Source organism: Actinomyces oris (genome assembly GCF_001937445.1).
Lineage (GTDB): Bacteria > Actinomycetota > Actinomycetes > Actinomycetales > Actinomycetaceae > Actinomyces > Actinomyces acetigenes.
In genome coordinates this window covers 161,103-176,046 of sequence record NZ_MSKS01000006.1, presented here as the reverse complement: position 1 = coordinate 176,046, position 14,944 = coordinate 161,103, and the positions used below count along the sequence as shown (strand labels likewise).

9 protein-coding genes are annotated in these 14,944 nt (G+C 69.7%); 3 read left to right on the top strand and 6 right to left on the bottom strand.

Translation table 11 applies throughout. The features are described 5' to 3' along the window. Nucleotides 1-53: 53 nt before the first annotated feature. The 5 genes from trxA to BKH20_RS02120 all read right to left on the bottom strand — a co-directional run bounded on the left by trxA (nucleotide 54) and on the right by BKH20_RS02120 (nucleotide 8,770). Complete coding sequence (gene trxA, locus BKH20_RS02140; protein WP_070658888.1) at nucleotides 54-380, bottom strand: thioredoxin; 327 nt, start codon at nucleotides 378-380, stop codon at nucleotides 54-56. 108 nt (nucleotides 381-488) lie between these two features. Further along, the gene (trxB, locus tag BKH20_RS02135) at nucleotides 489-1,415 is read right to left on the bottom strand and encodes a thioredoxin-disulfide reductase (RefSeq protein WP_075389742.1); all 927 of its coding nucleotides are present in this window, start codon (nucleotides 1,413-1,415) and stop codon (nucleotides 489-491) included. 85 nt (nucleotides 1,416-1,500) lie between these two features. Beyond that, nucleotides 1,501-5,811 (bottom strand): murein biosynthesis integral membrane protein MurJ, encoded by a 4,311-nt coding sequence (locus tag BKH20_RS02130; protein WP_075389741.1) that lies wholly within the window; start codon nucleotides 5,809-5,811, stop codon nucleotides 1,501-1,503. Beyond that, nucleotides 5,808-8,264, bottom strand: a complete 2,457-nt coding sequence (locus BKH20_RS02125; RefSeq protein ID WP_075389740.1) for a DUF6049 family protein — start codon at nucleotides 8,262-8,264, stop codon at nucleotides 5,808-5,810. Before BKH20_RS02125 ends, BKH20_RS02130 begins: the two co-directional genes overlap by 4 nt. Further along, nucleotides 8,261-8,770, bottom strand: a complete 510-nt coding sequence (locus tag BKH20_RS02120) for an NUDIX hydrolase (protein WP_075389739.1) — start codon at nucleotides 8,768-8,770, stop codon at nucleotides 8,261-8,263. The genes BKH20_RS02125 and BKH20_RS02120 overlap by 4 nt, the downstream gene beginning before the upstream one ends. Nucleotides 8,771-8,971: 201 nt before the next feature. Here BKH20_RS02120 and BKH20_RS02115 point away from each other — a divergent pair, with 201 nt between their 5' ends. The 3 genes from BKH20_RS02115 to BKH20_RS02105 all read left to right on the top strand — a co-directional run bounded on the left by BKH20_RS02115 (nucleotide 8,972) and on the right by BKH20_RS02105 (nucleotide 13,334). Then, entirely contained in the window at nucleotides 8,972-10,459 is a 1,488-nt protein-coding gene (locus tag BKH20_RS02115) for a CCA tRNA nucleotidyltransferase (RefSeq protein WP_075389738.1), read from the top strand. Between the two features lie 10 nt (nucleotides 10,460-10,469). Continuing rightward, the gene (locus tag BKH20_RS02110; RefSeq protein WP_075389737.1) at nucleotides 10,470-11,687 is read left to right on the top strand and encodes a Gfo/Idh/MocA family protein; all 1,218 of its coding nucleotides are present in this window, start codon (nucleotides 10,470-10,472) and stop codon (nucleotides 11,685-11,687) included. 138 nt (nucleotides 11,688-11,825) lie between these two features. Further along, nucleotides 11,826-13,334 (top strand): glycoside hydrolase family 36 protein, encoded by a 1,509-nt coding sequence (locus BKH20_RS02105; protein WP_075389736.1) that lies wholly within the window; start codon nucleotides 11,826-11,828, stop codon nucleotides 13,332-13,334. 43 nt (nucleotides 13,335-13,377) lie between these two features. Here the strand turns inward: BKH20_RS02105 and BKH20_RS02100 are convergent, their stop codons facing one another. After that, nucleotides 13,378-14,688: an ATP-binding protein gene (locus BKH20_RS02100; protein WP_075389735.1), complete on the bottom strand. Its 1,311-nt coding sequence runs from the start codon at nucleotides 14,686-14,688 to the stop codon at nucleotides 13,378-13,380. Nucleotides 14,689-14,944 lie beyond the last annotated feature (256 nt).

The window sequence follows — 14,944 nt, the reverse complement described above, 5'->3', positions numbered from 1 at the left end:
CGGCTCGGTGAGGCCAATACGTGAGAGTGAGAAGAGTGGGTGAAGCCCCGGGCTCAGGCCAGGACCTTCTCCACCTCGGCCTTGAAGGAGGCCTTCGGGCGCGAGCCGGCGAACTGGTGAAAGACCTCGCCGTCGCGCACCACCGCGAAGGTCGGGATGGAACGCACGCCGTAGGAGCGGGCCGTGGCCGGATTGGCGTCCACATCGACCTTGACGAACTTGACCTTGTCACCGAAGTCAGCGGCGACCTCGTCCACGATCGGCGCCATCTGGCGGCAGGGGCCGCACCACTGGGCCCAGAAGTCGACGACGACGGGCACCTCGGACTTGAGGACCTCCTCCTCGAAGGTGGCGTCGGTGACGGCGAGAGCCTCGGACATGATTGTTCTCCTCGAACGTTGTGGGTGGGTGAGTCAGGATGGACGGGGCCGGCGATGCGACGTCGGCGGTGCCGGCCCCGCCCTGTGCTGAGTGCAGAGAGCCGGCCCTCAGGCCTGAAGCGTGGTCAGGTAGTGCTCGGCGTCCAGGGCCGCGCGGCAGCCGGAACCGGCCGCCGTGATCGCCTGCTGGTAGGTGGGGTCGGCGACGTCACCACAGGCGAAGACCCCGGGGATGCGGGTGCGCTGAGAAGGCGCTTCGACCTTGATGTAGCCGGCCTCGTCGAGCTCGAGGACGTCGGCGACCAGCTCGCTGCGCGGCACCTGTCCGATGGCGACGAACAGACCCGTGGCCTTAAGCCGGCGGTGCTCCCCTGTGACGGTGTCCTCCAGGGTGACACCGGTCAGCGAGTCCTCGCCGTGAAGCTCGACGACTCGCGAGTTCCAGGCGAAGGAGATCTTCGGGTCCTCATGGGCGCGCTTGGCCATGACAGCCGAGGCGCGCAGCTCGTCGCGGCGGTGGACCACCGTCACGGAGCGGGCGAAGCGGGTCAGGAAGGTGGCCTCCTCCATGGCCGAGTCCCCACCACCGACGACGACGATGTCCTGATCCTTGAAGAAGAACCCGTCGCAGGTGGCGCAGTAGGACACACCGTGGCCGGAGAGGCGCTCCTCCCCGTCGATGCCCAGGTGCCGGTACTCCGAGCCGGTGGAGATGATGACCGTGCGGGCCTCGTAGACGTCGTCAGAGGTGGTGATGCGCTTGACATCGCCCTCCAGCTCGAGGGCGGTGACGTCCTCGTAGCGGATGTCGGCGCCGAAGCGTTCGGCCTGCTCCTGCATCTGGGTCATGAGCTCAGGACCCATGATGCCCTCGACGAAGCCGGGGTAGTTCTCCACCTCGGTGGTGTTCATCAGGGCACCGCCGGCAGTCACCGAACCGGCCAGGATGACCGGATTGAGCTGGGCGCGGGCCGCGTAGATGGCGGCTGTGTAGCCGGCGGGACCGGAGCCGACGATGACGACGTCGTGAATCATGACTCTCCTGACGAGCGGATGGGGCCGCAGTGCGCGACTGCCTAAGGTAACTGGTGATCAATACGGTCTGTTCCCAGGGAAGGTCTTATTTAATTGTGACCTCAGTCACTGTTGCCTTGTAGGGGTACTCGCCGGGCTCACTGTTCTTGGGCAGCTGGGTCACCCTGATGACGAGGGTGTCGACCTCCTGGGGGTTGTCGACCTTGAGGGTGGTGCTCCCCGAGGTGAAGGGACCCTGGGCGAGGACCGTACCGCCGTCGGCGTTGTTGAGGTCCGTGGCACGGACCTCAACCTGCCCGCCGTCGTTGGTGCCCTGCAAGTCGATCTCAGAGACCTTGGCGCGGTTCTTGAGCTTGATCTCGATGTCGATTGGCTGGCTCAGGTCCTGGCTGCTGCTGTTGTGAGAGAACCAGGGGCGGCTCGTGTCCCCGTCAGCGAGGTACTGCTGGTTGTTGGCCGCCTGCGAGCTCGGGTTGTTGACCACGTTCACGCCCGCGATCTCCGGCTTGGCCGCGGTCGGCTGGGGCGCGGGCTGCTGGCTGCCCCCACCGCCGTTCTCCTGAGCACTGGCCGACGGGACGGTGTCAGCGGCCGCGCGGTCCTTGTCCGCGAAGGGGATGCCGATCGTCTGGTACACGATGTAGCTGGCCACCACGAGCAGGGCGATGACCATGAGAACGAAGGTGATCAGGACCGAGCTGGTCGTGCGCTGCTCACGGCGCGCGGCCTCGGGGTCGATCTCCTCGTCCTCGTCGTCATCGAAGGCCGGGAAGCTGCCGGTGAAGGGCTCGACCGGGACTGGTGCCGGCCCGGGAACGGTCTCGGAGGCAGTCGACAGGACATTGGGGATCGGGTTCGTCGGCCCGGTGACCTTGACGTAGGCGTCGTCGGCGGACTGCTCCTGCGCAGTCGCCGACTCGGGCTGCTGCGGATCAGGGGCCTGCGTGGCCGGCGTTGCGGTAACGGAGGCCGCCTCAATGACGGAGGTCTGCTCGGCAGGTGCATCGGAGGCGGCGGGCACGGACGGTGCCGGCTCCGGTTGAACCGGTGAGGGTGCCATCTGCCCTGCCGGCGCGCTGACCGTGGTGCTCTTGCCCGCACCGCTGCGCCGCAGCCTGTCCAGGACTCCGCGCGCCGCGTTGGCGACGCCGGCTCCCGCGGCACTGACGGCGGCCGTCGCACCCGCGGCTGCGCTGCCACTGCCACCGGTGGCGCCGCTGTTCGACGAGGGATGCTGGGACGAGGGGCGTTGTGTTGGCCCGGACTCGTGGTAGCCGGCCACCTGGCCCCACGTGCCCAGTGAGCGTGCCACCTCAGCTGCGGAGATAGGGGGCTGGCTGCTCCAGGTGCGTTCGCACAGCTCGTCCAGGATCGGATCGATTCCCGGCACGAGCGTGGAGGGCTTGACCGGGACACCGCCCAGTCGAGGTGCGGAGGGAATACCGGGGCGCTTGCCCGGCCACCGGCCGGTCAGACCGTAGTAGAGGATCTCCACCAGGGAGCGGGCATCGGCGCGGTCGGCGGCTGTGGGGTCATGGCCGGCGACCCGGCTCTCCAGGTCGAGGGCGGCGGCCTCAATCCCCAAGCCGCTGACCTTCACCCTTCCGTCGGGAAGAACGCGGATGGACTCCGGAGACAGGTTGAGGTGGTGCAGGCCCTTGCGAGCACCGGCGTCGAGCGCCTGCGCGGTCTCACCGATGATGGCGCGCGCCTGCTCCGGGGGCATGCCCCGGGAGACCAGGGAGGAGAAGGTGCGTCCAGTCAGCGGCTCGGTGACGATGACGGAGGGTTCGGCGCGTTCGACGTCGTAGACCTGCTGGAGGCGCTGGTCCTCGACCAGCACCGCCCTGCTGGCCGACTCCAGGACGTTGTCGCGATGAAGCGTCGCGTCGGTGAGAACCAGGATCGTGACGTCTCGATCCAGGATCGTGTCGACGCCACGGTGTCTGACAATGCGCGGCAAAGTGGTGGACAGCGTTCCCAGGAGCCCGTAGCGGCCACTGCCGATCGGCGTCGCCTCCGACATACGTCTCCTTCCTTGAGATGGTTGTCCATCTGAACCAGTTGACCCCATCGTAACTGTCTGCGGGCTCCAGACCGGGGTGATGTGGCCCGTGTGGGCAGAGCTGTGTGACGGGTGGAGGGCGGAGCGCCCTGTGGCCACCCGGGAAGGGGGAATACTGGGCGGCAGTGACGGCGGGATACTCCCGGGAGCGTTGGCCGGGGCGTGCCCCGGGGTGTGCCAGTGGTGGGAGGAGCCGGCTGCGGCACCTGTGCTCGGGGGCGGTGGCGCGGCCGCGGCCTGCGAGGCTGTCGGTGGCGGCGGTGCGAGCCGGTGACCGGGCTGCCTGTTATAGGTGCGGCCCGCCACGGGCTGAGACGGGTGGCCACCCGCGTACTGAGACCCCATTTGACCCGGCTGTCCCCAGGAGTGGGGATGCGCCTGCGCCGGTGGCGGCGGTGCGGGCGCAACCGCCTGGGTGCCGCCGGAGGTGTAGCCAACAGCACCGTGTGCCGTCGCCCTCGTTGAAGCACTGGAGGGGCCTGAAACCGCCTGAGCCGGTGGCGGCGGTGGCGGGGGCGGAGGCGTCTGGACGGCGGCCATCTGAGCAGTCGCCTGGGTCTGCGGCTGTGGCGGTGACAACCAGGCCGCCGCCGCCAGGACCGCCCGCCCGGGGGCGCCGGGCAGACGACGACCGAGCGTGGACAGGATCCGCGAGAAGGGCCGGAAGGCGACCGTGATCTCCTCGATCCTGATGACGCGCCCCATCAGCAGGTAGATGAGCGACATGACGGTGGCGACGACGGCGATGTGTCCGAGGGCCGCGGTCATGTTGGCCAGGGAGGAGTCGGCGTCGATGTCACCGAGCATCGCATTGAGCAGGATCCCGACGACGACCGCGGGCGCCGCCGCCATGATGAGACGCAGGTGGGTGGTGACGATCTTGCGGCCGTCGAGGCTGGGCAGGTGGGAGCGCATCATGGGGATGACTACCACGCAGCCTCCGATCTGGCTGATCGTGTTGGCCGCGCCCGCCCAGGTCATCCAGTGGTTGGCCGGGGCGACGAAGTAGGCCAGGACGCACAGGATCACGGGGATGACGCCGACGACGACGTCGGCCAGCAGCAGCCGCTTGGTGTCGGAGTAGGCCAGCATCACCCGCTGGGTCCCGAACCAGATCCCCTGCGGGACGATGCCCAGTGCCAGGGCGATGAGCATGGGGGCGCTGGCCTGGGCCTCGGGCAGGGTGATCGAGGGGGTGAAGAGCTGCAGGGCCGGGACGGCCAGGACGCAGATCCCTGCGGTGGCCAGCACCGTGAAGACACCCGCCGAGCGCAGCCCCAGGGAGAGGTCCTCGCGCACGCCGGCGGCGTCCCCGGCCGCGGCCTTCTCACTCATCCGGGTGAACAGGGCCGTGATGATGGAGGTGACCACGAGGGACTGGGGCAGCATGTACACCAGGTAGGCGTTGAGCCACATGGTCGTGGAGGGCACGATGACATTCGCGTACTCGGGCTGCTCGGAGGCCGTGACCGCGTAGGAGCCCAGGTTGGAGGTGATCCAGTTGCTCAGGCTGGCCACGCCCACCCCGGCCAGCGCCCACAGGGCCACCTTGACGGTCTTGCCCAGCCCCAGGCCCCGCACCCCGAAGATGATGCGCGGCCGGAACCCGGAGCGCACCAGGGGGATATAGAGGATCAGCGCCTGAACCGCGATGCCCAGGGTCGTCGTCGCCCCGATGAGAGTGATCCGCCTCCAGTCCCAGACCTCTGCTCCTTGACCGGTGGTGTAGCGACCGTAGAGATGGAGGTAGAGCAGGATCGAGGCGATCGAGATGATGTTGTTGAGCACCGGCGACCACATGTAGGGCCCGAAGCTCGAGCGGGCGTTGAGCACCTGCCCCCACAGGGCGTACAGGCCGTAGAAGAAGACCTGCGGCATGAACCAGAACGCAAAGGCGAAGGACAGCGTGCGCCACTGCCCCTGGGCCAAGGAGTTGGCGTTGAGGGTGAAGATGAGGGGCGCGGCCGCGGTCGCGATGCAGGTGACCGCCAGCATGAGCGTGGCCGCGGCGGTCAAGAGGCGGTTGACGACCTCCTGGCCGTTGCGTCGTCGGAGGGCCTGAACGATCTGCGGCACCAGGATCGCGTTGAGGATCCCGCCGATCATCATGTTGTACAGGTAGGTGGGCAGGTTGTTGGCCGTGTTGAAGGCGTCCGCGGCCCCCGAGCCGGTGGCGCCCAGCGCCATGACGATCAGGGCGTTGCGCACCATGCCCAGGATGCGGGAGACCAGGGTCCCCGAGGCCATGATGGCCGAGGAGCGCGCCAGGGAGGCCTGGCTGCGCCCCTGGGAGAGGAAGCGCCGGGCTCGTGCGTGCTTGATCATGCTCATGCCGTCTCCTGTGCAGCCGGGGCCACTGCGGTGCGGCGGCCTCGTCGTACTGTCCTCACCGTACCGATCACCACGATGGAGACCAGGACCCCGACGATGATGCCGGTGCCGCGTCCCTCCCAGTCGGCGCGCACGCGCATGTTGACGGTGGTGGGGGTGCCCACGGTGGTGCCGTCGGCGGCGAGCACCTGCACCGTCAGGGCGACGTCGCCCGAGCCGACGGCCTGGATCGGCACCGTGACCTTGGCCTGCTGGTGGGCCGGGACCCGCACGGTGGTGGTGCGCGGGACCCGGAGGCGCTTGTTGTTCGAGACCAGGTAGACCTGGACCGTGACGTCCTGGGCCAGGGAGGAGGTGATGCGCACAGGCAGCTGTGCCTCGGAGCTGATGAGATTGATGGTCGACGACGGCACCGCGGCCAGCGAGGAGGTGACGCCGGCGCCGGCCGCCTCGGCGGCCGGAACCTGGGCGTTGCGGGTTGTGGGGTCGGCCCGCCAGGATGCTGAGGAGACCACCGCCTCCAGGTCGGTGTAGTCGCCCAGCAGCGCGGCCGGCTCGGAGAGCACTGAGGAGATCGACTGCAGGGTCGTGGCTGTACGGCCGGCGGCGGCGAGGGTGTCGGCGGACAGCTCGTCGTCGTCGATCACCGTGTCCGGTGTCTCGGAACGTTCGATCCGCGAGGTGCCCTCGTTCACGGCCGCGACCTCGTGCTGGGCGCTCTCCTGGAGGGCGCCCAGGGTCTGGGACTGGGTCCAGGGGACGGAGCGCAGGGCGGACACCCGCTCCCGCACGACCGATGACTGCACGGCGGAGGCGGCCTGGCGGGGCATCGCCACGACGATGTCCCGCTCCAGCATCGGGGCCTGGCGGACCAGGATGGCACTGTCCCCGCGCAGCAGCTGGCGGGTGTCGAGTGCGGAGGCCTGGGTGCTCTGGGTGGTCGGATCGCCCTGATTGGAGGCAGTGGGGTTGGCGTCCTGGCCGGTGAGCGCCCCCGACAGGGACTGCTCCGGGATCAGGACCGCGTGGTTCCCGGAGGCGCCCAGACCGGAGGGGGTGTAGGTGAGCTCGTCGGACGGAGGTAAGGACTCCGGTGAGGCGATGATGGTCGAATCCGGCTGCGCCAGCGCATTGACCGTGGTGGCGTCCGCGACGCTGGAGGCCAACCAGGACACCGACGTCGGGGCCCCCGCCTTGACGATGGCCGACTCCTGGGTGCGCCGTGCGGCGGTCTCGATGAGGCTCGTCTGCTGCAGGTGCGCCAGGGCCGCGGTGTCGGAGTCGCCCCACGGCAGAGCTACCAGGCTGTCGGAGTGGATGGCCCGCGCGAGAGCCGCGGAGAGCTGAGTGACATCGTTGGAGACCTGCGGGGCCTTGCCCGACGGTGAGGCGGTGGCGTTGCCCCCCGTCTGCGGGGAGGGGGCGGCGCTCGCCGAGGGGGCCGTCGTCGACGGAGCGGTCGGGGGCGACGACGCGGAGGAGTCGGTGCTCTGGGGCGCCTGAGGGGAGGCGTCCGGCGTGGAGGGCTGGGAGCTGTTGTTGCGGGCGGCCTGCTCGAGACTGGCCGTGGTGACACCGAGGGCCTCGACCAGTGCCGGGTCGACGGCGGCGATGACGCCGTCGCCGGCCATGCTCACCAGGCCGAGGACCCGATTGTGGATACGACTGAGGGCCTCCGTGCGCTCCCGGGTGCGTGGGCCCGACAGCACCGCCATCTCCTGAGCGGAAGCGGTGACCGGCAGGAAGACGGTCATGCGCATCGGTGCGACGGAGGCACCGCTGTCCCACACGAGGATGCTGCGGTCCTGGGCCAGGGAGACGTCCTGGGTCGCCAGGGCGACGGAGACGCCGCGCGGCCCCCACTGGTCAGTGCTGTTCAGCGGCAGCTCGTCGGCGGGGACGGTGATGGAGAACTGGGAGACGCCCCCCGGCTGGAGATCATGACCCAGGGGGACCGTGAACGGGTCTGACAGTCCCGACTCATCGGTCCCGGTCAGCCACTTGCTCAGGCCCCGGCTCGTGGACTCCGTGGATCGCTGCACCCGGGTCACCAGGTCCGCCCCGGTGATGGTCTGAGTGGTTCCGTTGGTGATGGTGCCGGTCAGGTTGAGGTCCTGGTCGCTGCGGAGCACCTCGGGGGCCAGGGCGTCGATGCTCACGGTCACCTGGTTGGTGGTCTTCTCGCTCGCTGCCGCTGGGGCCGTGGAGGGGGCCGTCGTCGTGGACGGGGCTGCCGGTGCGGCAGGTGCGACCTCAGCGGAGAGCCCGGCGGACTGCGCGAGCGGGAGCGCGCCGGAGCCCTGGTCCGCCTCGGCCGTGGGCAGAGCGGCCACCGGCCACATCACCAGGCCGACCACACCCAGCAGCGCGGCAATGGTCACCATCGCCCTGCTCCGCAGTCGGGAGCCCAGCGTGGTGACCACCTTCGCGTACAGACAGGTGGTGCCCGTCATCCATCCCCCACCAGCATGTCCCAGGCCGCGGTCACAATACGGCGCTCGTTGGGGTAGGCCAGGCGGTGGGAGACGTCGTCAAGGGCGACCCACTCGACGTCCTCGGCCTCATGGTCCGGGTCGTTCTCCGTGGTCAGCGTGCCGCTGACCGCCTCCAGCAGGAAATGGTGCACCACCTTGTGGACGCGGTGCTCGTGGCCGGCGAACCAGTAGTCGATGGTCGCCAGGTGGCGAAGAACCCGACCGGTGATCCCGGTCTCCTCCATGATCTCGCGGACCGCGGTCTGCTCGGGGGTCTCCGTGCCCTCCAGGTGCCCCTTGGGCAGGCACCATTCCAGCCGTCCGCCCCGGTTGCGCCGGGCGATGACCGCGGTGAAGGCCTGCCCGTTCTGAACGTCGACGACCAGGCCTCCGGCACTGGTCTCGTTGACGATCGGTAGGGCGCGCGCACCCGCCCGGCGGGCCGGGTTTCCGGCGCGGGGCGTGCGAGTGCGTGGAGAGGGCATGGGGACACTCTAGGGCGTTCGAGCCGCCGGGCGCCGCTGGCCGAGTACGTCGTCGCACACAACTGCGCCATCCGCGGACGAACGTGAGGGTGGCGGTGGTCGGTGGCGGCCGTGACCGCTGCCTGGGATGGTCCTCACCACAGGGTGGCTGAGGCCGAGGACGACGGCGCGCCGGTGAGGGTTCATGGCAGGCTTGGGTCGATGACTGCGCACCCCGCTCCTGCTGAACCCGCCGACTCCCCGGATGCCGCCGAGAACCGGGGCCTGACACCCACGGCCCGTCAGGCACTCGAGGGTCTGCCCCCCGCCCTGGCGGCCCTGGGGCACGCCTTCGTGCGCGCCGGGCACGAGATCGCCCTGGTCGGCGGGCCGGTGCGGGACGCCTTCCTCGGCGTCGCCCCCCACGACCTGGACCTGACCACCTCGGCCCGCCCCGAGCAGACCGAGAAGATCCTGGCCGCCTGGGGCGAGACCACCTGGGACGTGGGCCGGGCCTTCGGCACTATCGGCGCGCGCAAGGGTTCCACCATCGTGGAGGTCACCACCTACCGCACCGAGGCCTACGAGGTCGGCTCGCGCAAGCCCCAGGTCACCTACGGTGACACCCTCACCGGGGATCTCACCCGCCGCGACTTCACCGTCAACGCCATGGCGCTGCGCCTGCCCGACCTCGAGCTCGTCGACCCCTGCGGAGGCCTGGCCGACCTGGCCGCCGGCGTCCTGCGCACCCCCGTCAGTGCTGAGCAGTCCTTCGACGACGACCCCCTGCGCATCATGCGGGCCGCCCGCTTCGCCGCCCAGCTCGGCTTCGACGTCGAGATGGACGTCATGACCGCCATGGAGGAGATGGCCCCCCGCCTGGAGATCGTCTCCGCCGAGCGCGTGCGCGCCGAGCTCGAGCGCCTGCTCACCAGCCCCTGGCCCCGGCGCGGACTGGAGCTGATGGTCCACACCGGCGTGGCCGACGTCGTCCTGCCCGAGCTGAGCGCCCTGCGCGAGACCGTCGACGAGCACAAGCGCCACAAGGACGTCTACGAGCACACCCTGACCGTCCTGGACCAGGCCATCGACCTGGAGACCGGGCCCGACGGGCCCGTCCCCGGCCCCGACCTGGTGCTGCGCCTGGCCGCGATCCTCCACGACATCGGCAAGCCCGCCACCCGCCGCTTCCTGCCCGACGGCACCGTCACCTTTCACGGCCACGACCACGTCGGCGCCCGGATGACGGCCAAGCGCCTTAGGGCCCTGCGCTTCGACAAGCAGACCATCAAGGACGTCTCCCGGCTGGTTGAGCTCCACCTGCGCTTCCACGGATACGTCGACGCCGCCTGGTCGGACTCGGCCGTGCGCCGCTACGCCACCGACGCCGGTCCCCTGCTGGAGCGCCTTCACCGGCTCACCCGGGCCGACGTCACCACCCGCAACCGCCGCAAGGCCGCCATGCTGGACCGCGCCTACGACGACCTCGAGGAACGCATCGAGGCCCTGCGTGCCGCCGAGGAGCTGGCCGCCATCCGCCCCGACCTCGACGGCGGCCAGATCATGGCCGAGCTCGGCGTGGCCCCCGGGCCGGTCGTCGGCGAGGCCTACCGTTTCCTCATGGACCTGCGTATGGAGAAGGGGCCGATCGGCGAGGACCTGGCCCGCCAGGCACTGCGCTCCTGGTGGGCGGCCCGCCAGAAGAGCTGAGGGAGACAGAGTGCGTGAAGCATCAAGGCAGCTGCGGGTCGGTGTCGTCGGCATCGGGGCCCGCTGCTACCTGGCCGCGCTCGCGGACTCCTCACCGGTGTCGGCCCGGCTCGTCGCCGCGGCCGACACCGCCCCCGACGCGGCCGCGCGCGCCCAGCGGCTCCTGCCCGAGGGCGTGGCGGTCGTGGCCGACCACCGCGACCTGCTGGGGCACGGGATCGACGCCGTCGTCCTGACCACCCCCGACGACACGCACGAGGAGCTGGCCCGTTTCTTCCTTGAGGCCGGTATCCCGGTCTACCTGGAGAAGCCCCTGGCCATCACCATCGAGGCCGCCGACCGCATCCTGGAGGTGGCCCGACGCACTGGCACCCGCCTCTACGTGGGCCACAACATGCGCCACATGGAGGTGGTGCGGCTGCTGAAGTCGATCATCGACTCCGGGCGGATCGGCGAGGTCAAGGCCATCTGGTGCCGCCACTTCGTGGGCAACGGCGGCGACTACTACTTCCGCGACTGGCACGCCGAGCGCCGCCACGTCACCGGCCTGCTGCTGCAAAAGGCCGCCCACGACATCGACGTCATGAGCTGGCTGGCTCACTCCGCACCGGCCCGCGTCGTCGGCATGGGTGGGCTCATGGTCTACGGGGAGGCCGAGCGGCGCCCGGCCGGGACGAGCGCCGGCACCGTCATGCAGGACTGGTTCAGCCTCGAGCACTGGCCCGCCGACGAGGTGGGCGGGCTCAACCCCGTCATCGACGTCGAGGACCACTCCATGCTCATGATGACCATGCGCAACGGGGTCATGGCCTCCTACCAGCAGTGCCACTTCACCCCCGACTACTGGCGCAGCTACACGGTCATCGGCACCCGTGGCCGGGCCGAGAACCTCGGTGACGGGGCCGGCGACGTCGTCAAGGTGTGGACGAAGCGCACCGAGCACTACGCCGAGCGCGCCACCCAGGAGTACGTCATCGCTGAGGAGGGCACCGGGCACGACAGCGCCGACCAACTCGCCATCGACGAGTTCCTGCGCTTCGTGCGCGACGGCGGGGCCACCGAGGTCTCCCCGGTCAGTGCGCGCGACGCCGTCGCAGCCGGCGTGCTGGCCACCCGGTCCCTGCGTTCGGGCTCCGTGCCCTTTGACGTGCCCGAGCTCGACGCGGAGCTGGCGACCTACTTCCACCGTGGGCAACACAATCCTCACTTACCGACGGAATCTTCATAAACGACGCGGCTCCGCGTCATCTTTGAAGAAAATGTCGGTCTGTACGGTCGGTAGCACGTACAGTGCGAGCCGGGCGGTGCCGGTGCCTTAAGGGGGACCCGACCCGCGGGCAGGACAGGCCGGAGCCGAGGAGAGCGCATGATTCACCACATCACCCTGACCGGGCGCAGCATCGCCCTGGCCTGCGACGGCACGGTGACCACGCAGCACGGGGCCGGTGGCGCCACCGGCGCGGTCTACGTCGAGGCCTCCCACCTGACCCTCCTGCACGACATGCGCGACGGCGAGTTCTACCGCACCGGCCAGAACTCCTGGTCGCCGTCGGGCTGGCGCCGCCTGAGCGAGGCGCCCATGCGTATCGCTAACGAGCAGCGCCGTCGGACCGCCGACGACGCCCCCTGGGACGACCCGGCCCGCCACCACTCGGCCTGGATGGCGGTCCTGGAAGACTCCGCCGGGGCGCTGCTCGTGGGCTGCCTGGACGGGCGCACGCCGCGGCTGCGCGCCGACACCGCGGTCCTGGAGGCCTTCACCGAGTCCGGCGACCCGGCGCGCTGGGTGATCCTGCCCGGCCCGGCCACCGCCGTCATGGCCCGTTACGCGCGCGAGCTCGGCGAGAGCCTGGGGGGCCGGGCGATCGAGCCGCAGAGCGTGTGGTGCTCCTGGTACTCCTACTACGAGACCATCTCGCAGGAGGCCCTCGAGCGCGAGATCCCGCAGGTCGCCGAGCTGGGCTTCAAGACGCTGCAGATCGACGACGGCTGGGAGGTCGCGGTCGGCGACTGGGAGGCCGGCGAGAGCTTCGGCGACGGCATGGAGGCCGCCGCGACCCGCATCCGTAAGGCCGGCATGCAGCCGGGCCTGTGGGTGGCGCCCTTCATCGCCCTGCCCGGCTCGCGGGCCGTGCGCGACTACCCGGAGATGTTCGTCCACAACGCCGACGGCGGACTGGCCGTGGCCGGCTCCAACTGGGGCGGCGACTACTACGCGCTGGACACGACCCACCCCACCGCCCAGACCTACGTGCGCAAGCTCATCGCCAAGATCGTCCACCGGTGGGGCTTCAGCTACCTCAAGCTCGACTTCATCAACGCCGCCGCCATCCCCGGCTACCGCCACCGCCAGATCGACCGGGAGGAGGCCTACCGCACCGGGCTGCGCCTCGTGCGCGACACCGCCGGGGAGGAGACCTTCCTCCTGGGCTCCGGGGCGCTCATCATGCCCTCCATCGGGCTGCTCGACGCGGTGCGGGTGGGGCCGGACGTGGCCCCCATGTGGGAGAACTACGCCTCCGACGACTTATCCGACGCCAAGGCCTACAACGCCCTGCACGCCGGCATCAACCGGCTCTGGCTGGGGCGGGTCATCGGGGTCGACCCCGACGTCGTCTTCTTCCGCCACCGCCGCAACCTCCTGGACGACACCCAGATGCAGTGGCTGCGCGACGTGGCCGAGGCCAGCCGCTACCGGTGCCTGTCGGACCAGATGACCTGGCTCGACGAGGAGGAGAAGGAGGCCGTGCGCGCCTACCTGGCGGCTGAGGAGGAGCCCCTGGAGATCCTGGGCCGCTACCGCTTCAGTCTGGGCGAGCGCGAGATCGACCTCACCGAGGCCATCGAAGGCAAGGCGTCGGCCTACCCCCTGTGAGGCGGGGCTGGGACGGCGTCGGGGCTGGGAGCAGGCCGAGGTCCTACGGTCCCAGCAGGGCGGCCGGCACGACGGCGATCCCGTCCTCGTCCCGGTAGGCCAGACGACCGGTGGTCACCAGGACTGCGTCCGCGAGCCTCGGCCCGATCTTCTTGCGCAGCCAGCGCAGGTGCTTGGTGTCTTCCGACTTGGGGGTGGCCCTCGCCTTGATCTCGAAGGCGACGACCCGACGGTCGGCTCCTTCGAGGATGACGTCGATCTCCTGGAGCCCGCCTTTGGTGCGCAGGTGGAAGACCCGGGCACTGAGGACCTCGGCGTAGACCTGAAGACTCTGAATCACCAGGGACCCGAATAGTGAGCCGAGCACTCGGGGGCGGCGCGGGGTGCCCCGAGGGCTGGTGAGGATCGGGTGGCCGACCCCGAGCACCTCGGCGGGACCGTATCCGAGAAGACGAGCGGCCAGGGCCGGGTCGCACAGCTGGTGCTTGTCGGTCAGGTTGTTACGGGAGAACTCGTTCTCGCTGGGGCTCCAGCCCGGAACTGGGTCCAATAGCCACATTCCGCTGAGATGGTCTCGGTAGGAGCGCGCCGTCGCCAAGCCCATGTCGGTGCTCAGGGGTCTGGTCGCCAGCTCGGCAATGGAGGTAAAGCTCGCCGTTGTGGCCACCGCGCTGGCGTAGGCCGTCAGCCACTCCCTCACGGATCGTGGACGTCGCCTGCCGCCCGTCGCCTCCGGTAGATCATGTCGGAGCGTTTGCTCGATGTATCCGTCCAGCTGGGCCTTGCGCCCCAAAGGTGGCTGCTCCCTGATGGCGGGGAAGCCCGAGCGGCAGATCTCATCGACATACTGGTCGATCGTGACACTCGTGTACCCCTCGATCGGGGTCAGGGCGGAGGGGTCCTGAGTGCCGAGGCCACTGCCTAACAGGCGCCCCACCGAGACCGTTGGGGTCTCGATCGCACGCTCGGCCAGGCTGAAGGGACGCATCCTCAGAGTGATGATCCGTCCTGCGCCGGTGTGGGTGGGCGCCTGGGACGGTGTGGAGGACCCGGTGAGCAGAAAACGGCCGGGAGAGGGATCGTCGTCGACGGCGCGACGTACCCGGTCCCACAGCTCGGGCATGCGTTGCCACTCGTCGATGACGAGAGGGCTGGGAAGTGTGGTGAAGCGCGATCCGATGGCGGCGAGCTGGGCGCGTTCATCGGGATCGTCAACGGCAATGAAGGTAGTGCCGTGGGCTCTGGCGGTGCGGGTCTTCCCGACGGCGCGGGCTCCTTCGACGCTGACCGCCGGGACCGACCGCAGCAGCTCCTCGAGGCGCTGGTCCATGAGACGCGGCTGGTAGGTGGTCATGAACTGATCGTAAGGGCCACTTTGTGCCGCCGTACAGCCAAAAGAGTGGGCCTGTGGATAACTCTGGGGTCTGGGAGCGCTGGGTGACGATCAGATTGGTCGTGCCTTCATCGACTATTTGGTCAAGAGTTAATGATCAGTTTGGTCGCGTTCAGTGTTGTCCGCTGCGCCCCTCTGGAGCCTCAGCACAGCAGCGGGCAGTGACAGGCGGGCTCGCTAACTGTAAGATGAGTCTCATCGCCGCCGTGTCTCTCAG